Origin of the sequence: Pseudomonas cerasi (assembly GCF_900074915.1) — a bacterium.
GTDB classification, from domain to species: Bacteria; Pseudomonadota; Gammaproteobacteria; order Pseudomonadales; family Pseudomonadaceae; genus Aquipseudomonas; species Aquipseudomonas cerasi.
In genome coordinates, this window is the sequence record NZ_LT222319.1 from 4,214,060 (window position 1) to 4,231,157 (window position 17,098).

Annotated in this window: 20 protein-coding genes; 13 read left to right on the forward strand and 7 right to left on the reverse strand. The window is 60.1% G+C overall.

From position 1 onward, the window contains the following. Positions 1-36 precede the first annotated feature (36 nt). Both PCPL58_RS21090 and PCPL58_RS21095 read right to left on the reverse strand, forming a co-directional pair. On the reverse strand, positions 37-1,005 hold the full coding sequence (locus PCPL58_RS21090) for a YihY/virulence factor BrkB family protein (RefSeq protein ID WP_065350371.1): 969 nt from the start codon (positions 1,003-1,005) through the stop codon (positions 37-39). 226 nt (positions 1,006-1,231) lie between these two features. Beyond that, entirely contained in the window at positions 1,232-1,423 is a 192-nt protein-coding gene (locus tag PCPL58_RS21095; protein ID WP_003363370.1) for a CsbD family protein, read from the reverse strand. Between the two features lie 220 nt (positions 1,424-1,643). Between PCPL58_RS21095 and PCPL58_RS21100 the strand changes: the two genes are divergently transcribed. Continuing rightward, positions 1,644-2,024: a hypothetical protein gene (locus PCPL58_RS21100; RefSeq protein WP_003363371.1), complete on the forward strand. Its 381-nt coding sequence runs from the start codon at positions 1,644-1,646 to the stop codon at positions 2,022-2,024. Between the two features lie 70 nt (positions 2,025-2,094). On the opposite strand, the gene PCPL58_RS21105 is transcribed toward PCPL58_RS21100, so the two are convergent. Next, positions 2,095-2,496, reverse strand: a complete 402-nt coding sequence (locus PCPL58_RS21105) for a DUF2177 family protein (RefSeq protein WP_003363373.1) — start codon at positions 2,494-2,496, stop codon at positions 2,095-2,097. 144 nt (positions 2,497-2,640) lie between these two features. Here PCPL58_RS21105 and PCPL58_RS21110 point away from each other — a divergent pair, with 144 nt between their 5' ends. Continuing rightward, entirely contained in the window at positions 2,641-3,273 is a 633-nt protein-coding gene (locus PCPL58_RS21110; RefSeq protein ID WP_065350372.1) for a DsbA family oxidoreductase, read from the forward strand. Positions 3,274-3,342: 69 nt separating this feature from the next. Here PCPL58_RS21110 and PCPL58_RS21115 read toward each other — a convergent pair whose 3' ends face one another. After that, positions 3,343-4,179, reverse strand: a complete 837-nt coding sequence (locus tag PCPL58_RS21115; protein WP_003314497.1) for a CvfB family protein — start codon at positions 4,177-4,179, stop codon at positions 3,343-3,345. Positions 4,180-4,485: 306 nt separating this feature from the next. Between PCPL58_RS21115 and PCPL58_RS21120 the strand changes: the two genes are divergently transcribed. The 4 genes from PCPL58_RS21120 (at position 4,486) to PCPL58_RS21135 (ending at position 7,160) form a co-directional block, all read left to right on the forward strand. After that, positions 4,486-4,674 (forward strand): hypothetical protein, encoded by a 189-nt coding sequence (locus PCPL58_RS21120; RefSeq protein WP_002554403.1) that lies wholly within the window; start codon positions 4,486-4,488, stop codon positions 4,672-4,674. 167 nt (positions 4,675-4,841) lie between these two features. Then, a complete protein-coding gene (locus PCPL58_RS21125; RefSeq protein WP_003363378.1) occupies positions 4,842-5,354 on the forward strand; it encodes a hypothetical protein in 513 nt (170 codons plus the stop codon). Positions 5,355-5,498: 144 nt separating this feature from the next. Further along, a complete protein-coding gene (locus PCPL58_RS21130) occupies positions 5,499-6,227 on the forward strand; it encodes a TorF family putative porin (protein WP_065350373.1) in 729 nt (242 codons plus the stop codon). A 69-nt stretch (positions 6,228-6,296) separates the two neighbouring features. Further along, complete coding sequence (locus PCPL58_RS21135; protein WP_003363382.1) at positions 6,297-7,160, forward strand: DUF6279 family lipoprotein; 864 nt, start codon at positions 6,297-6,299, stop codon at positions 7,158-7,160. 254 nt (positions 7,161-7,414) lie between these two features. Here PCPL58_RS21135 and PCPL58_RS21140 read toward each other — a convergent pair whose 3' ends face one another. Both PCPL58_RS21140 and PCPL58_RS21145 read right to left on the reverse strand, forming a co-directional pair. Further along, complete coding sequence (locus PCPL58_RS21140; protein ID WP_003349651.1) at positions 7,415-7,717, reverse strand: hypothetical protein; 303 nt, start codon at positions 7,715-7,717, stop codon at positions 7,415-7,417. Between the two features lie 184 nt (positions 7,718-7,901). Next, positions 7,902-9,239: a DEAD/DEAH box helicase gene (locus PCPL58_RS21145; protein WP_065351094.1), complete on the reverse strand. Its 1,338-nt coding sequence runs from the start codon at positions 9,237-9,239 to the stop codon at positions 7,902-7,904. A 288-nt stretch (positions 9,240-9,527) separates the two neighbouring features. Between PCPL58_RS21145 and PCPL58_RS21150 the strand changes: the two genes are divergently transcribed. Genes PCPL58_RS21150 through PCPL58_RS21180 form a run of 7 tightly spaced genes read left to right on the forward strand, consistent with a single transcriptional unit; the run spans position 9,528 to position 15,821 of the window. Further along, positions 9,528-10,193: a thermostable hemolysin gene (locus tag PCPL58_RS21150; protein WP_065350374.1), complete on the forward strand. Its 666-nt coding sequence runs from the start codon at positions 9,528-9,530 to the stop codon at positions 10,191-10,193. Continuing rightward, positions 10,183-11,664 (forward strand): AMP-binding protein, encoded by a 1,482-nt coding sequence (locus PCPL58_RS21155; RefSeq protein ID WP_065350375.1) that lies wholly within the window; start codon positions 10,183-10,185, stop codon positions 11,662-11,664. The genes PCPL58_RS21150 and PCPL58_RS21155 overlap by 11 nt, the downstream gene beginning before the upstream one ends. After that, the gene (locus tag PCPL58_RS21160; protein WP_044309765.1) at positions 11,661-12,350 is read left to right on the forward strand and encodes a TenA family transcriptional regulator; all 690 of its coding nucleotides are present in this window, start codon (positions 11,661-11,663) and stop codon (positions 12,348-12,350) included. The genes PCPL58_RS21155 and PCPL58_RS21160 overlap by 4 nt, the downstream gene beginning before the upstream one ends. Beyond that, the gene (locus PCPL58_RS21165; RefSeq protein WP_065350376.1) at positions 12,337-13,146 is read left to right on the forward strand and encodes an SDR family oxidoreductase; all 810 of its coding nucleotides are present in this window, start codon (positions 12,337-12,339) and stop codon (positions 13,144-13,146) included. Before PCPL58_RS21160 ends, PCPL58_RS21165 begins: the two co-directional genes overlap by 14 nt. After that, entirely contained in the window at positions 13,143-13,784 is a 642-nt protein-coding gene (locus PCPL58_RS21170; protein WP_003431073.1) for a tetratricopeptide repeat protein, read from the forward strand. The genes PCPL58_RS21165 and PCPL58_RS21170 overlap by 4 nt, the downstream gene beginning before the upstream one ends. A gap of 10 nt (positions 13,785-13,794) precedes the next feature. After that, positions 13,795-14,457, forward strand: coding sequence for a response regulator (locus tag PCPL58_RS21175; protein ID WP_003393295.1), 663 nt, complete (start codon positions 13,795-13,797; stop codon positions 14,455-14,457). Then, on the forward strand, positions 14,454-15,821 hold the full coding sequence (locus PCPL58_RS21180; RefSeq protein ID WP_003431077.1) for an ATP-binding protein: 1,368 nt from the start codon (positions 14,454-14,456) through the stop codon (positions 15,819-15,821). The genes PCPL58_RS21175 and PCPL58_RS21180 overlap by 4 nt, the downstream gene beginning before the upstream one ends. Positions 15,822-15,860: 39 nt before the next feature. On the opposite strand, the gene PCPL58_RS21185 is transcribed toward PCPL58_RS21180, so the two are convergent. Continuing rightward, positions 15,861-17,096, reverse strand: a complete 1,236-nt coding sequence (locus tag PCPL58_RS21185) for a HAMP domain-containing sensor histidine kinase (RefSeq protein WP_065350377.1) — start codon at positions 17,094-17,096, stop codon at positions 15,861-15,863. Positions 17,097-17,098: the final 2 nt, after the last annotated feature.

The following is a 17,098-nucleotide window of genomic DNA, read 5'->3' on the forward strand; positions in this document are numbered from 1 at the left end:
TGCCGACTTAAAAGGCGATCTTGCCACAGAAAGCGATCAGACTTCGTCCGCCTTCTGCAGCGGCACCGAATGGTCGCGGCCCAGACCGGAGACATGCTGCTTGCCTGTCTCGCTGCTTTCCTCGCCAAGGCCGTCGCCGGCTTCCTTCTCGCCTGCGTCCTTGCCTTCAGCGGACATGTGCTCGATCACCGCATTCATTTCCGCACCCAGCAACAGCACCGCCGCCGAAATATAGAAGTACAGCAACAGCACGATGATCGCGCCGATGCTGCCGTACATGGCGTTGTAGTCGGCAAAGGTCTTGACGTAAAAACCGAAGGCCAGGGAAGCGACGATCCACACCACCACGGCCAGCACCGAGCCTGGGGTGATAAAGCGAAACTCCTGTTTGACGTCGGGCATCACGTAATAGATCAACGCCACAGCGACCATCAGCAGGATAATGATCGCGGGCCAGCGCAGGATGGTCCACAGCGTCACGATGAAGTCTTCCATGCCGATCTGCGCGGCAATCCAGTTCATGACCTGCGGCCCCAGCACCATGAAGGCTGCTGCTGCCAGCAACATGCCGGCAATGCCTACGGTGTAGAGAATCGACAGCGGCAAACGCTTCCAGATAGGGCGTCCTTCGACGACGTCGTACGCAGCGTTCATGGCGCTCATCATCAGGCGTACACCTGCTGACGCGGTCCACAGCGCGATGACGATACCGATCGACAGCAAGCCACCCTTGGACTGCTGCAACTGGTCGATGACCGGGTTGACCTGCTCGAGGGCCTGCGGCGGCAAGAGGAACGCCGATTGCAGTCGCAACCAGGAGAAAAAGTCCGGCAGGTGCAGAAAGCCGATCAGCGCGATCAGAAACAGCAGGAACGGAAACAGAGAAAACAGCATCTGGTAAGCCAGTGCCGATGCATAGGTGGACATCTCGTCATCGAGGAATTCGTTGACGGTTCTCACCAGCACCTTGCCGACTTTCAATTTACGCAAATGGGGGAAAATCATGGCGCTTCCTCTCGCTCCCTTACTGGAAAACCTTACATCCTGAAAACCGGCATGTCCTAGATGACATATCGCGCTGACGGAGCCGATACGCGAATACCGATGGCACATTGACTGGACAGGCCATGAAAGGTTTCAGTCCCGCAAAGCAGAAAGCATAACGGCCATCCGTGGATGACCGTTATCGGTAACGCCTGCTCCCGGCGCCAGGGCGCCGGAAACGATCGACTCAAGCCTTGTCCACGCCCTTCTTGATCGCGTCCTTGACTTCGCCTTTCGCCTGCTGGCCTTCGCCTTTCAGCTCTTGTACCTTGCCTTCAGCCCGCAGTTTGTCGTTGTCGGTAGCCTTGCCAACAGCCTGCTTGACGTTACCAACTGCTTCGTTGGCCATACCTTTGGCTTTATCGCTGGTGCTGCTCATCGGAAATCTCCTGGGTCTGAAGACCGCACTGGATCGGATGTCGTACTCGACAAAGGATTGACCTGTGCCGGTGGCGAAGAGTTTCAACTATTTTCCGGGCCGCTGTTGCCATTCATCTGCCGTGCATTGGGGCAGGTTTGCAGCAGAGTTTGTGCGAGAATGCGCGCCACCGTTGTCCGGCAGGGCCGACACGCTGAACACACCGATTCACAGGAACGTTATAAAACTCGATAAAAAGCTGGCCATTGCACGCAGAAACCAGGATCTGGGTGGCGCAGTGCTGGGCGTCAACAACACGCATTTCGCCGTGCTGGACCACAAACGAAACATCTGGTGGTTCGACCTGCCTGTCCCGCGCCTGCAAGTAGGTCAGTACGAGTGGCTGCACCTGCTGCTGCACACGCCTGAAACCGACCAGTTACTGCATTTGAAAGTGACCACGGTATTCATGCGCGACCACATGGAAGGCCTTGAAGTGCGCAATGCCGACAAGCGCAAACCGACCGTCAGCCTGGAACTGAGCGCCGACAAGGACTCTTTCCTCAAGGACATGCGCCCCAAGGGCAGCAACCTGAGTTTTGCCGGTTTCCTGCAGAAGTAGCGGCTGCGTTCCCGCACTGCACCGGGTGAGCGTCGCGCGCCGGCAACGCTCATTCCGGCACACCGCCGCTTCAGGCGAATCGACGTACCGCCAGATAGCCCGCCGTACCGGCCAGCGCTGACACCACCGTGCCCCATGCATGATCCACCAGCGCCAGTTGCGCAGGCCAGCCCTGCAAGGTGGCCCAGTTGGTCAGGTCATAGGTGCCGTAGGCAATCAGCCCCAGCAGACCGCTGCACAATGTCGCGTGGCTCAGTCGTTGCGCTCTGAGCGCAGGCATGACGCCGAAAAACACCACCCCCGCTCCGTACAGCAGATAAAACGCGATAGCAGGTCCCAAGACCGGCGTATCGAGCATCATCGGTCCAAGCCATTCACGGTAGGTCGGCCCCATCAAAACGCCCAGCCACACTCCGTCGAGGATCAGAAACGCCAGTAATGTGCCGAAGTAAGCGATCAGTATTTTTTTCATGGCGCGTCCTTGATGAAGTTCCAGGGCCGGGAAAGCCCGCTTGAGGGTATGACCGACCAAAGGTAGACATTGATCCATCCACCTTCAGGAGTTTTAAAAGGTTAAGGGAGTCAGTGTTAACTAGCGTTATGGAGTTTCAAGCACATGAACACTGTTGGTCCCCTGAAAATAGATGTCTGGAGCGACTACGTCTGCCCGTTCTGCTACCTGCAACTGGCCGTCCTGGAACAGCTTCAGCAAACCTACGGTGAACGGCTCGAATTCAATTGGCATGCCTTTGAACTGCGTCCTGACCCGCTGGCACTGCTCGACCCGAGTGCCGATTACCTGCGTGAAACCTGGTCTCGGTCAGTACTGCCGATGGCCGACAGGCGTCAGGTGATGATGAAGATGCCCAGCGTTCAGCCGCGCAGCCGCAAGGTTCTGGAAGCCGCGGCGTTTGCCAGGAATGCAGGAGGTTTTGAGGCGTTTCACAAAGAGGCTTACCGGGCATTCTTCGAAAAGGGGCTGGATATCGGCGAGACGCACACGCTGCTCGACCTCGCCACCTCCACCGGGCTGGATCGGCAAGCGATGGAGCAGGCACTTAACGCCGGTCACTTCGAAAAGGACGTGATGGTAGACCAGCAATTGGCGCAGAAGCTTGGGCTGAGAGCTGTGCCAGTCGTCCTGCTGCGACGCAGTGACGAGGCGCTGGAAGACGCCCGGGTATTCAACGGCACCTTGCCGTTCGATCGCTTGAGCCAGGAAATAGACGCGCTCGCCACCTGGGCCTGAGGTGCAGCGAGCTGCGTCGATTGCAGCTCACATCGATGACCTCACGTGCACCCAGGCTGCGATGCCGTATCAGACCAGCTCGATACGGTCGGCGTGAATCACGATCTGGCCCTGCTTGTACAACGCACCAATGGCCTTTTTGAAGTTGCCCTTGCTGACGCCAAACAGACCGCTGATGACCTGCGGATCACTTTTATCGCTGACCGGCAGCGTGCCGTCGTTCTCGCGCAACTTGGCGAGAATCTTCGAATTCAGGCTGCTGGCAGCCTCTGCACCGACGGGCTGCAGGCTCAGGCTGATATTGCCGTCGCTGCGGATTTCCTTGATGTAGCCCTTTTCCTGCTTGCCGGCGCGCATGAACTTGAACACTTCGTTCTTGTGAATCAGGCCCCAGTGCTTGTTGTTGATGATCGCCTTGAAGCCCATGTCGGTGGCTTCAGCCACCAGCAGATCGACTTCCTGCCCCACGCTGTAGTTGGCGGGGGTCTTGTCCAGGTAGCGGTCCAGACGCGCAGTGGCGGTAATACGCCGTGTGTGCTTGTCGAGGTAGACGTGAACCACGCAGTAATCACCGGCCTGCAAGGTGCGCTTCTCTTCGGAGTACGGCAGCAACAGGTCCTTGGGCAGGCCCCAGTCGAGGAACACACCGATGCTGTTGACTTCAACCACCTTCAGGCTGGCGAACTCACCGACCTGCACCTTGGGTTTTTCAGTGGTGGCGAGCAGCTTGTCCTCGCTGTCCAGATAGACGAACACATTGAGCCAGTCTTCATCTTCCGTAGGAACGTCCTTGGGGATGTACCGATTGGGCAGAAGGATTTCACCGTCCTGCGCGCCGTCCAGATACAGACCGAAGTTCGTGTGCTTGACGATTTGCAAGCTGTTGTAGCGCCCGATTAAAGCCATTTCCAGATACCCTCATTACGTGGGCGGCATTCTACCCGACTTTGAGTCCGGGTTCGCGTTGCGTGGCAGAAGGTGTCGGCACAGCCTCCACTCGTCAGTTTCCCGGGTGCTCAGCGGCCTGCCCTGATGCGCAGCGGCGCGGCCTCTCATCGAAATTTTATATCTGAAAACAGTCGGTTAGCGCTGTGTCAGACAAATCCACCAAGCCGACGAGTACAGGCTCGGCTCGGGCGATTGCCACATTCACCAAGCAATAATCAAGCGTTTCCTGTACTCTGGCTGGCCGTATTACGTTTATGAAGGTAAATGGCAGCCATGCGTATCAAAGCATCCCACTCGAAAGCCAAACCCGCCCCAGCCGTTGAAACGAGCGACTCGATCAACGCGCAGATTGCAGCTTTCCTGAAGTCCGGCGGTGAAATCCAGCAAATTGCCAAAGGCGTGAGTGGCCAGACCTTCGCACCGTCCAAGCAGATCAATCTCGGTAAAAAGTAAAACCGCGCTCTGCCTGTCGATCTCTATGCGCCTTGACGCTCAAGGCGCTAGATTGACCATCCTTCGCTGGATATTCTTCCGGTCACGCTGCTACTCTCTCCTCTGATATCACTATGACCACGAGCTGGATCACGCTCTGGACGTTATCTTCTTTGTGGAATGCTCGAATGAAGAACTGGATGCTTTTCGGTGCACTTGTCTACCTTGGCGGCTGCGCGTCGCACCACTGCGAAAACGGCCCCAACGACAGTCAGCTCACCGACAGCCCTTGCCGGGCGGAGCACCTGCTCTATCAGAACGACATGCTGCAGGCCAAACTGCTGATCAGCGAAGACAACCGCGAAAACTATGAGCTGGCCGAAGCCATGCTGCGTCGTGCCGCACTTGACGACGCGTCGGGCGAAGCCGAGTTCTATCAGGCCGTGTTGCTGATTCGCCAGCAGGCCGACCAAAAGCAGATCATCGATTTGCTGCAAACCGCTGCGAAACACAAGCATCCGTTGGCCATTGCCCTGCTCTCCCAGCAATTGAGTGTCAGCGATCCAAAACTTGCTGAACGTTACCAGGCCGAATACGCCCAACTGGACGTCGCCAAGAGCGGCTACCCGTCGTTCGAGCAGGCGTTGGTGGTGATTCGCGGGCTGATCATTCCGTCTGCCCGCACCACTGCGGCCAACTGACACACAACGGATCGACGAACGGTCCGCCCTCAGCTGATTTCGACGGTATGCTTGCGAGGCTCTAGCTCGCGGCTTGTGTCGGCTCCTGAGCCATTTTCGATACGCCATCCCTGACCACACTCCTCGCAGATCAAGGAGTGAGCCATGCTCAGCCATCGCTTACATGTGCTGTCTTTCAGCGCCATGCTTGTTTGTCAGTCCGTCTCTGCCCAGGTTCTGGAGCGGGATCTGGGCGACTTCGACCTGAAACTCGCCAACACGCCTACGCGCAGCATGGCCCAGGGTCTGGTGACGCCCACCGGCGGTTCCGGCTCCTTTCATGGCGGCCTGGACCTGACCCACGAGAGCGGTTTCTATTTCGGACAATGGGCACCCGACATGGGCCTGACCTCCGATACCGGGATGGAGCTTGATTCCTACATGGGCTTCAAGAAGCCGTTCGATAACACCCTTGGCTACGAGCTGGGGATGATTCGTTACAGTTACCCCGACACCAGCCAGATCGACAGCCACGAGTTCTATGCCGGTCTGCGCATGCTCAACAGCCGCATCGGCGCGGCCTTCAGCAACGATGTCGGCAGCCGCGACAGCACGGTATTCGTCGATCTGGGTGCCATCGAGCAACTGGGGGTCGGGGTGCGCATGCAGTACGCCAATCACCAGTTCGATACCCCGCAGTCCTCAGCCGACGGCGGATTGATCAACGGCTTCAACGACTGGTCGCTGAACCTGTCACGCCCCTGGCTGGGCATCGACATGAACCTCATCTACAGCGGCTCAAGCCTGAGCGGCGGCGATTGCAGCGTCTACAGCGGCCACAACGCGCGCTGTGAAGGGACGTTCACGCTCAAAGCGGTGCGTTCATTCTTTTAAAGGCCCAAACCGGTTGAACTGCCAGACGCTACACTCCTCTACTGCACGTCAGTACGCCAAGGAGATGTCATGCAGTCTTTATTCAAAGCATTCGTCACGCTGTTGATGACCGTTGCACTGCTCGCAGGATGCAATCAGGTAGGACTGGCGTATCGCAACCTCGACGTGATCATTCCGTGGACGCTCAGCGACTACCTGGACATGAATTCGGAACAGAAAAGCTGGCTGGACGTGCGCCTCAAACAGCATTTGAGCTGGCATTGCAGCACCCAGCTGCCGGAATACCTGACCTGGCTGGACAAGCTTGAAGACATGGTCAAGACCGACCAGGTGACTTACGAAGGGCTGCAAGCCCGTACCAGCGAAGCCAAAGAGGCGATCGCCAAGATCTCGAAGGAAATCACCCCGTCTGCCGTGGAGTTACTGTCGCGCTTTGACGACAAGCAAGTGCAGGAGATGCAGGAGTCGTTCGCCAAGGACCAGCGCAAGCGCGAAAACAAGTACCTCGACCAGCCACTGGAGCGCCAGATTGCAGAGCGTGCCGACCGGATGGAGAAACGCGTGACGCCGTGGGTCGGCAAGCTCAATCAGGCGCAGAAGGACCGCATTCAGGTATGGTCTGCATCACTGGGCGAGCAAAACAAGGCGTGGATTGAAAACCGTACGCGCTGGCAGAACCTGTTCCTGGCCACGGTCCAGCAGCGTCAGGCCAGTGACTTCCCGCAACGCATCGCCGCGCTGCTGCAGGACCGCGAGACGTTCTGGACCCCTGAATACCGCAAGGCCTACGACCAGACCGAGAAGGCCGCGATATCGCTGATCGTCGACATCACCGCCCTGAGCACCCCGGAACAACGCGCCAAACTGCTGAGCCGCATCGCCGACATGCGCAAGGACTTCACCGACCTGGATTGCCTGAAGTCGCAGAAGTAGTCCGCTAGCCCTATCACCATGACTATCGTGCCCATGCTCTGAAGTGGGCATGCCGTTCCGGACGCTCTGCGTTCTGCCTTGAGTGCGCGGCGCAGGATCGTGACGCAGAGCGTCACCCAATGCATTCCCACGCTGGAGCGTGAGGAACGATGGTCATTTCAGCACAACTATGACTATCGTACCCATGCTCCGCGTGGGCATGCCGTTCCGGACGCTCTGCGTCCTCAGAATCGGCATGTGCAGTGTCAGCGGTTTCAGGCGATCTGCGGCTTTTTGGCGATGGTGTCGAAGAGCGCGGGGTCAAGGGGGTCGCCGGCCTGCTCATTGAGCACCTGACGGGGGTGATCATTCCCCGGAATGCTGCTGTCGATCAAAGCCAGCAGACTTGCGCCGCGCTTTGTCAGCATGTACGTCGAGCCATCTCCGCCTTCCTCGCGAGGACGCGGTTCGATGTAGCTGCGATTCAGCAGTGTCTCGAACTCAGTGGATGTCGATGGGGTGCCGTTGTTCTGCACATCGTGCAACAAACGCTCGATAAGGTCCCAGTTATAAGTCATTTTTCTAAACCTCCGTCCAGCATGGAATGATCACCCATGACCTCCAGCCACGGGCATGCGACTCAAAGGGTGTGACCTGCGAGGTGTATGACGGTTCAGAGAAGCTGGCGGACGGTGTAACGAGGCGTTGTCAGTACTGCAAAGAGGTCGATCGCTCCCGAATGCTCGGGAGCGATCACGGCAATCACTCGGCAGCCGGGGCCGGAGTGCTGCGTTTTTTCAGCGGAGCCATGCCGTCCTGGCTGACCAGGTCGGACTTGGGACGGTTGACCGTCTTGCGTTTGGTTGGCCCTTTGGCCGCGACCTTCTTCTTGTCGCCCTTCGCGTCGGTCTTTTTCTTCTTGACGCCTACTGCCTTGCCTGAGGCCTTGACCTTCTTCGGCCCGCCGTAGGTGCCTTTGACTTCCTTGATGACGCGACGCTCGAAGCTCTGCTTGAGGTAGCGCTCCACGCTCGACATCAGGTTCCAGTCGCCATGACAGATCAACGAGATCGCCAGACCGTCGCTGCCTGCGCGACCGGTACGCCCGACGCGGTGGACGTAGTCATCGCCGCTGCGTGGCATGTCGAAGTTGATCACCATGTCCAGACCTTCGACATCAAGGCCGCGAGCCGCCACATCGGTGGCGACCATGACTTTCGCGCCGCCTTGCTTGAGACGGTCGATGGCCGCCTTGCGGTCCTTCTGGTCCTTGTCGCCGTGCAGCACGAACGCCTTGTATTCCAGCGCCACCAGACGGCCATACAGACGGTCGGCCATAGCCTTGGTATTGGTGAAGATAATGGCTTTCTGGTAAGTCTCGTTGGCCAGCAGCCAGTTGAGGACCTGCTCTTTGTGCACATTGTGGTCGGCAGTGATGATCTGGTGGCGTGTGCCGGAAGCCAGTTCGCTGACGCTGTTCACTTGCAGGTGCTGTGGATCCTTGAGCACCTTGCCGATCATTTCCCGCAGGCCAGCGCCGCCGGTGGTCGCCGAGAACAGCATGGTCTGCTCACGACCGGCACATTCGCCGGCCAGACGCTCGACGTCTTCGGAGAAGCCCATGTCCAGCATGCGGTCGGCTTCGTCCAGCACCAGCACTTCAACGTGCTTGAGGTCCAGATTGCCTGCGTTCAACTGCTCCAGCAGACGACCCGGCGTGCCGATCAGAATGTCCGGCACCTTGCGCAGCATCGCGGCCTGAACCTTGAAGTCCTCGCCGCCGGTGATCAAACCGGCCTTGACGAATGTGAACTGCGAGAAGCGCTCGACTTCCTTGAGCGTCTGCTGAGCCAGCTCGCGGGTCGGCAGCAGGATCACCGCACGGATGTCGACGCGAACCTTGGCCGGGCCGATCAGACGGTTGAGGATCGGCAGCACAAATGCGGCGGTCTTGCCGCTACCGGTTTGCGCAGTCACCCGCAGGTCGCGCCCTTGCAGTGCGAGCGGAATGGCGGCCGCCTGCACGGCCGTAGGCTCGACAAATTTAAGCTCGGCCACAGCTTTGAGCAGGCGTTCGTGCAGGGCGAATTCGGAAAACACGGGTGCTACCTCGACGAAAAACAAAAATACAGCCGCATAGCGTAACGGTTTCGAGCGCCGGGGCCGAGTTTCTTTACCAACAAAGGCCGATTTTGTTTACCAACGGGCGCATAAAGGCCATTCGCAAGTTTGCCGGGCAACGCCGCAAACCCGCGCCTCGTGTCACTCTTTCCCCCCTCTTGCGCGCAAAAAACCGAAGGTCGTGATTTCTTTTTCTACCTTCAGATTCGGTTAAGAAAGCGCTTCGATACTCCACCCTACTCGCTGACCGGGGGAGGAGCCTCGCCAATGCCTGATATCGATTCGAACATTCGTCTACCGCTGAGTTTTGGCAATGCCGGGGCACCTACCCTGACCCTCTTCCGCGCCTTGGCGCATGAACAGCCGCGTGAGCCTCTGGAACGGTTCGTTCAGCAACAATTTCGCAAGGCCCACAACGCCGTCATGCCGGAGCTTTTCGGGCTTCAGGACGGCAGCCGCGCGCTGTGTGCGGTTGCCGGCATTCGTCACGCCAGCGCCGGCACATTGTTTCTGGAGAACTATCTGGATGCGCCCATCGAACAACAGGTCAACGCTGCAGCAGGGCGACTGATCGAGCGCCAGTGCATTGTCGAAGTCGGCAACCTGGCGGCCAGCAGCCTGGGCAGCGCCCGGCTGAGCATCATCACAGTGACCTGGTTGCTGGCAATGGGCGGTTTCGAATGGGTCGCCTTTACCGGCAATGCGGCGCTGGTCAACAGCTTCAATCGTCTGGGCCTCAATCCGGTCACGCTGTGCACTGCCGATCCGGCACGCCTGGGTGAAGAACGTCACACCAGGGGCTCGTATTACGACTCACGGCCCAGTGTGCATGTCGGCGACATCCGTGCCGGTTTTCTGCACCTGAGCAGCATGGGCATCTTCGAGCGCTTTGGACTGCCACAGACACTGGAGCCTGATAGCCATGTCGCATGAACGTGAAGCCTTTTGGCAAAGACTGCAGACGCTGGCCGATGAGCAGCCTCGGGCGATCGCCCTGCGAGGCGAAGACCGGACGCTGGATTACGCCGCACTGATCGAAGAGGTTACGCAGCGCCGCGAACAATTGCGCGTCGCCAATGCGCGGATCGTGGCGCTGCTGCTGGACAACAGCCCCGACGCCCTGCTCTGGGACCTGGCCGTGCTGTTCGAAGGCCTGAGCTGCGTGGCGCTGCCGCCGTTCTTCAGCGCCGCTCAACGACAACACTGCCTGGAACGAAGCCAGGCGGACACGGTGATTACCGGATCGATCTTCGCCCAAGAGCTGCAGGCCTCTGATTACAGGCAACACGGCGCACTCTGGCAACGCCGCGCTGCCGAGCAACCGTACATGCCGGCGGGCACCGCCAAACTGACCTTCACGTCGGGCACCACGGGCACCCCCAAGGGCGTGTGCCTGAGCGCCGACAGCATCCTCAGGGTAGCTCGCGGGCTTCATGAAGCCAGTCAGTCGGTACACCCCGTACATCATCTGAGCCTGTTGCCGCTGGCGATCCTGCTGGAAAACATTGGCTGCTACGCGGCCTTGTATGCCGGCGCACGCATCAGCCTGCCGAGCCAGCAGGACCTGGGTATCCAGGGTGCCAGTGGCGTCGATGCGTCGCGTCTGCTGATGTTTTTACAGCAGCGCCGCCCGGACAGCATGATTCTGGTTCCGCAATTGTTGTTGCTGCTGGTGACGGCCTGCGAAGCGGGCGCGTTCGATGCGTCGATGCTGAGCTTCGCCGCAGTCGGTGGCGCGCGCGTCAGCCTCGATCTGCTGTCACGCGCTCAAGCGGCAGGCCTGCCGGTCTTCGAGGGCTATGGTCTGTCGGAGTGCGCCTCGGTCATCACCCTCAATCGACCGGACGCGCAGCGTGCCGGCAGTGTCGGTCGCCCACTGCCACACATTTGGCTACGGCTGGCGGCTGACGGCGAAGTGCTGGTGGCCGGCAGTCCGATGCTCGGCTATCTGGGCGACACGACACCCGCACCGGCCTGGTGGCCTACCGGCGATCTGGGTGAGCTCGATGCTGACGGCTACCTGTACCTGAAAGGCCGCAAGAAACATCAGTTCGTGACCAGCTTCGGACGTAACGTCAATCCGGAATGGATCGAAGCCGAACTGACCCAGAGCCACTGCATTGCCCAGGCGTTCGTGTATGGCGAGGCTCTGCCGTCCAACCACGCCCTGCTCTGGCCATCGCGCCCCGGCACCACTGACCTGCAGATCGACGAGGCCGTCAACCGGGCCAATCAGGCGCTGCCCGATTACGCCCGCGTCACGAGCTGGACCCGCCTCGACGAGCCTTTCAGCCCGGCAAACGGCTTGTCCACCGCGAATGGCCGGCCTCGCCGCGAGGCCATTCTTGAACGCTACCAAACCCTTTTCACGCCCTCCAACCTGACCCAAGGTGCCTTGTCATGAGCTTTTTTCAGACCCTGCAGGATGCGACCCAGGAACAACGCGAAACCCTGTTCAACCTGCCGATCATCCGCCAGGCAATGGCCGGCCAGGTCAGCCTGGAAAGTTACCGGGCGTTTCTGACTCAGGCCTACTACCACGTGCGCCATACCGTGCCGTTGATGATGGCTTGCGGCGCGAGGCTGCCGTCGCGCATGGAATGGCTGCGCGCGGCCGTCTGTGAGTACATCGAGGACGAATACGGACATGAAAAGTGGGTACTCAACGACCTGCGTGCCTGCGGCGGTCAGGCTGACGCCGTGGAAAACGGCCAACCCGGCGCGCCTGTCGAACTGATGGTCGCCTACCTTTACGACCTGATCGCACGTGGCAACCCGGTGGGCCTGTTCGGCATGGTCAATGTGCTGGAAGGCACCAGCATTGCCCTGGCTACGCACGCAGCAGACAGCATGCGCAAAGGGCTCGGCCTTGGGCCAGAAGCGTTCAGCTACCTGAGTTCTCACGGCAGCCTGGACATCGGCCACATGGAAACCTTCCGAAAACTGATGGACAAGGTCGATGATCCGGACGATCAACAGGCCGTGATTCATGCATCGCGCATGGTTTACCGCCTGTACACCGAGATGTTTCGCGAGTTGCCGGGCGCTGCGCTGACCGTGCACAAGGGGTCCGATCATGCGGCTGCCTGACGCGCACGTCGTTCTCACCGGTGCCAGCGGCGGCATCGGTCTGGCAATCGCCAAGGCACTGTGCAGCCAGGGCGCCAAGGTGCTGGCGGTGTCGCGGCACGTGCATCCGCTGCGTCAGTTGCTCGAGCTCTACCCGGCCAACCTGCACTGGGTCGAGGCGGACCTGTGCACGGCGCAAGGTCGTCAGCAAGTAGTCCGTGCGGTTGGCGCCGTGCCTGGCGTCAACCTGCTGATCAATGCGGCGGGCACCAACCATTTCGCGATGCTCGAGCAGCTGTCAGCCAGCGACATCGATTCCATGCTGACCCTCAACGTGCATGCACCGATCCTGTTGACCAGCCTGATGCTGCCGGTGCTCAAGCAGGCCAGCGAAGCCATGGTGGTCAACGTCGGTTCTACCTACGGCTCCATCGGCCATGCCGGGTATGCCACCTACTGCGCCAGCAAGTTTGCGTTGCGAGGGTTTTCCGAAGCGCTGCGTCGCGAGCTGGCCGACACCCGGGTGGGCGTACTGTACGTCGCCCCGCGTGCCACCCGGACCAGCATGAACAGCGCCGCAGCACAGGCCCTGAACGACGCGCTGAGTTCGGCAGTCGACGACCCGCAAGACGTTGCCCAAGCGGTGCTCCAAGCCATTGCAGGTAATCGCAGAGAGCTTTACCTGGGGTGGCCGGAGCGTTTTTTCGTCAGGCTCAACAGCCTGTTGCCGACCCTCGTGGACCGCGGCCTGCGCAAGCATCTCCCGTTGATCCGCCACCACAGTTCACCTATTGCGCAAGAGAAGCACATACCATGAAAAGAATCGCTTTCGTCGTCATGAGCCTGATCAGCCTGCCGCTCTGGGCACTCGATGCACCCGACCAGCAACGTCTGGCCGGTATCCAGAAAGAATGGGCGCATATTCAGTACGGCCTGCCCGAGAAGCAGCGTGTCGACGCATTCGAGAAGCTGGCCACGCAAACCACGGCCTTCACTCAGGATCGTCCCGACGCAGCAGAAGCGTGGATCTGGTCGGGTATCGTCACCAGCAGTTGGGCCGGGGCACAAGGCGGCCTTGGCGCGCTGGGCAAAGCCAAACAGGCAAAGGCCGACCTGGAAAAGGCCATGACCCTCGACGCCAATGCCTTGCAGGGCTCGGCCTACACCAGCCTGGCAGCGCTGTATGACAAAGTCCCCGGCTGGCCGATAGGCTTCGGCGACTCGGCCAAGGCCGGGCAATTGCTGGAGCAGGCGTTGAAAATCAACCCGAACGGCATAGATACGCTATTTTTCTCGGCGCAACATCAGTTCGATCAAGGCAACTATGCTCAAGCACAGCAAGCCCTGAACAAGGCGTTGCAGGCACCCCCCCGTCCGGGCCGTGAAGAGGCCGACGCCGGGCGCAGGAAAGACATTCAGTCGCTGCTCGCCAGCGTGAACAAGAAGCTCAACTGACGGAGAGACCATGCGTCTGCTGCTTATCGAAGACGACGTTGCACTGGGCGAAGGCATTCAGCAGGCACTCAGCCGGGAAGGCTACACGGTTGACTGGATAAAGGACGGCAGCAGCGCCCTGCATGCCCTGCTCAGCGAGAGCTTCGATCTGGCCATTCTCGACGTCGGCCTGCCGACGCTGAGTGGTTTTGAAGTGTTGCGTCGACTGCGTCACAGCGGCTCGACGCTGCCGGTCATGATCCTGACCGCACGCGACGCCACCGAAGACCGGATTATCGGCCTGGACAGTGGCGCTGACGATTATCTGGTCAAACCCTTCGATGTGTCCGAGCTGAAAGCCCGCTTGCGCGCCCTGCTACGCCGGAGTGCCGGACGCGCCAAGGTGCTGATCGAACACAACGGCATCCGTCTGGACCCCAGCACGCAACAGGTCAGCTATCACGATGCTGCAGTTGCGCTGACGCCCAAGGAATACCAACTGCTGTATGAATTGCTCTCGCCACCAGGCAGGGTCATGACCCGCGAACGGCTCATGCAGCTGCTCTATGGCTGGAATGAAGAGGCCGAAAGCAACACCCTCGAAGTGCACATTCACCATTTGCGCAAAAAGTTTTCCAGCACCCTGATCCGTACCATTCGAGGCGTGGGTTACCTGGTGGAGGAGCGTTCTTGAAGTCGATACGCCGCCGCACACTGACCCTGATCATCGGCCTGCTGCTGTGTGGTCTTCTGGTCCTGACGCTGTTCAACGTGCATGACAGCAATCACGAAATCGCGGAAATCTACGATGCCCAGCTGGCGCAGAACGCAAGACTGCTGGAAGGCGTGATGCGCATGCCCATGGAGCGCAAGGAGCACGCGCAGCTCTATCAGGCCTTCAATCAGGCGCTCGCCCAGGCCGAACCGCGTGTGGACGGCCATCCTTACGAGGGCAAGATCGCCTTTCAGGTCTGGGACAAGGACAACAATTCGCTGGTACACACCGCCAGCGCACCGACCTTCACTCATCCGCCACAGAGCACCGGGTTCAGTGATTTCAATGACATGACCGGCCATCAATGGCGAGCCTTCGTGCTCAGGGACCAACAGCACGGGCTGCTGGTCTGGGTCGGTGAGCGCGATGACGTGCGCTCGGATCTGGTCAACCGCATTGTGCGTCACACGGTCTTGCCGAACCTGATCGGCAGTCTGGTGCTGATGATCGCCATCTGGCTGGCGATCCGCTGGGGGCTGAGGCCACTGGCCGATTTCGCCAATACCCTGCGTGGCCGTAACGCCGGCTCTCTGCACCCTCTGCAACTCAACGCCCTGCCCGCTGAACTGGAGCCCATGCAGGCCGCCCTGAACCGCCTGCTGGGGCAGATTCAGGACCTGCTCAAACGCGAGCGACGCTTCATTGCCGATGCGGCCCACGAAATGCGCACGCCTCTGGCGGTCCTGCGGGTGCACGCGCAAAACGTCCTGGAAGCGCACAACGAAGAGCAGCGGCAACAGTCGCTGGGCTACCTGATCATCGGCGTGGACCGTACGACGCGGCTGGTCAACCAGTTACTGACCATTGCGCGCCTGGAGCCCGGCCCTTCGCCAGCGGGCAAGGTAGCGGTGGATCTGGTCAGCGCCGTGCGCGACAGTCTGGTGCAGCTGACGCCGTGGGTGCTGAGCAAGCACCTGGAGCTGTCCTTTGAATGCACTGAAGCCAGCCGCGAAGTCATGGTCGACTTCCCCGCGCTGGACATTGCCTTGCACAACCTGATCACCAATGCCGTCAACTTCTCACCCGAAGGTGGCCAGGTCACGGTGGGGCTGACGTTCAGTGAGCATTGCTTCCGGCTCAACGTCGACGATCAGGGCCCCGGTATCGATGAGCAGGAGCGCGAGCGCTTGTTCGAGCCGTTCTACAGCCGTGGCAACGATCAAGGCGTGGGTCTGGGACTGGCCATCGTGCAGAAAGTCGCGCTATTGATGGGTGGCAACGTGAGCCTCGACAATCGTCCGCAGGGTGGGCTCAGGGCCAGTCTGCAGGCGCCGCTGCGCTGAACATTAAGCAACGCGCCGAGGGACGGTCATCGAGCGCAGTCACGACACCGGCAGCAGTACATCGACCACCAGACCGCCGCCCGGCCGATTGCGTGCGGCGATCTGCCCGCCGTGCATTTCGATAGCCCGCAGGGCGATGGCCAGGCCCAGACCAAAGCCCTGCGCGGCATTCTCCGGACCGCGCTCGAAGGGCTGGAAAATCCGTTGCAGACACGCCTCGTACACACCTGGCCCCTGATCGATGACATTGACCATCAGGCACAGCGGCTGGGCCTGAACGTTGGCGACCACCACCACATCCGTGCCGACCGCCGTGTGGCGAACGGCATTGCGGATCACGTTTTCGAAGGCCCGATAAAGTAATTCGCTGTCGACCTGGGCGACGAAAGATCCGGGAGCCTGCAGCCTGACCCGACACTGCTTCAGTCCGGCCTCGAATTCGGCATCTTCGACGATGGCTGCCAGCAGGCTGATGACATCGACCTGGTCGCGCGTCAGGCTTTCGACATCGCTCTGCATGCGCGCCAGGGTCAGCAATTCTTCGATCAGCGAGTCCATTCGCTCCGATTCGCGCTCGATGCGTTCGAGCATGTCCAGTTGGGTCGGCTCCTGGCGCAGCAGGCCGATGGCGGCACTCATGCGCGTCAGCGGCGAACGCAGCTCATGGGAAATGTCATGCAGCAGTTGTTGCTGGGAGTCGGCCATGACCTTGAGCTGATTGGCCATGCGGTCGCAATCCTCGGCGAGGTCGACGATTTCATCGCGCCGCCGGCCCATATCAGGTTTCACCCGTGTGTCGAATCGGCCTCTGGCGACCTTGCCCATCGCCTCGCGCAATTTAATCAGCGGTGCCACCAGATAGCTGCTGAGAAACCAGCTGAACAGCGCGCTCATGACCGTGCCGGTGATCAGCGGATTGAGGTGAGAGGGTTGATCGTCATGGTTGGGACGCTGGGTAGAGCGGATATGCACGAGTGCACCTTCGCGTGTGCGCACGGCGAGTTCGAAGCGAGGGTTTTCCAGCGAATCGCCCGCCAGCAGCATCCCCTGGCTGTCGTACAAACCGACCTTGCTGTGACCCTCCGGCTGCCAGGCATCAAGCAACGCCTGCCCTGCGGCAATGCCCGAGCGCTGCAAAATGCGCACTTCGTTGTCGAGCACCGTGCTGAACGAAGGATCGCCACGCCCCGACTGGGTGAACATGAACAGGCCGGCACCGACCATGAAGGTCAGGCTGGTCGCCAGCCAGAACGCCAGAAACAGCTTCCAGAACAACC

Excerpts from the sequence above, each read along its gene's own strand:
- PCPL58_RS21105 (WP_003363373.1), bottom strand. The coding sequence starts at position 2,496 with ATGAAAAAAATACTGATCGCTTACTTCGGCACATTACTGGCGTTTCTG.
- PCPL58_RS21135 (WP_003363382.1), top strand. The coding sequence starts at position 6,297 with ATGCAGTCTTTATTCAAAGCATTCGTCACGCTGTTGATGACCGTTGCA.
- PCPL58_RS21115 (WP_003314497.1), bottom strand. The coding sequence starts at position 4,179 with ATGGCTTTAATCGGGCGCTACAACAGCTTGCAAATCGTCAAGCACACG.
- PCPL58_RS21090 (WP_065350371.1), bottom strand. The coding sequence starts at position 1,005 with ATGATTTTCCCCCATTTGCGTAAATTGAAAGTCGGCAAGGTGCTGGTG.
- PCPL58_RS21110 (WP_065350372.1), top strand. The coding sequence starts at position 2,641 with ATGAACACTGTTGGTCCCCTGAAAATAGATGTCTGGAGCGACTACGTC.
- PCPL58_RS21165 (WP_065350376.1), top strand. The coding sequence starts at position 12,337 with ATGCGGCTGCCTGACGCGCACGTCGTTCTCACCGGTGCCAGCGGCGGC.
- PCPL58_RS21125 (WP_003363378.1), top strand. The coding sequence starts at position 4,842 with ATGAAGAACTGGATGCTTTTCGGTGCACTTGTCTACCTTGGCGGCTGC.
- PCPL58_RS21160 (WP_044309765.1), top strand. The coding sequence starts at position 11,661 with ATGAGCTTTTTTCAGACCCTGCAGGATGCGACCCAGGAACAACGCGAA.
- PCPL58_RS21130 (WP_065350373.1), top strand. The coding sequence starts at position 5,499 with ATGCTCAGCCATCGCTTACATGTGCTGTCTTTCAGCGCCATGCTTGTT.
- PCPL58_RS21095 (WP_003363370.1), bottom strand. The coding sequence starts at position 1,423 with ATGAGCAGCACCAGCGATAAAGCCAAAGGTATGGCCAACGAAGCAGTT.
- PCPL58_RS21155 (WP_065350375.1), top strand. The coding sequence starts at position 10,183 with ATGTCGCATGAACGTGAAGCCTTTTGGCAAAGACTGCAGACGCTGGCC.
- PCPL58_RS21120 (WP_002554403.1), top strand. The coding sequence starts at position 4,486 with ATGGCAGCCATGCGTATCAAAGCATCCCACTCGAAAGCCAAACCCGCC.
- PCPL58_RS21140 (WP_003349651.1), bottom strand. The coding sequence starts at position 7,717 with ATGACTTATAACTGGGACCTTATCGAGCGTTTGTTGCACGATGTGCAG.
- PCPL58_RS21175 (WP_003393295.1), top strand. The coding sequence starts at position 13,795 with ATGCGTCTGCTGCTTATCGAAGACGACGTTGCACTGGGCGAAGGCATT.
- PCPL58_RS21170 (WP_003431073.1), top strand. The coding sequence starts at position 13,143 with ATGAAAAGAATCGCTTTCGTCGTCATGAGCCTGATCAGCCTGCCGCTC.
- PCPL58_RS21150 (WP_065350374.1), top strand. The coding sequence starts at position 9,528 with ATGCCTGATATCGATTCGAACATTCGTCTACCGCTGAGTTTTGGCAAT.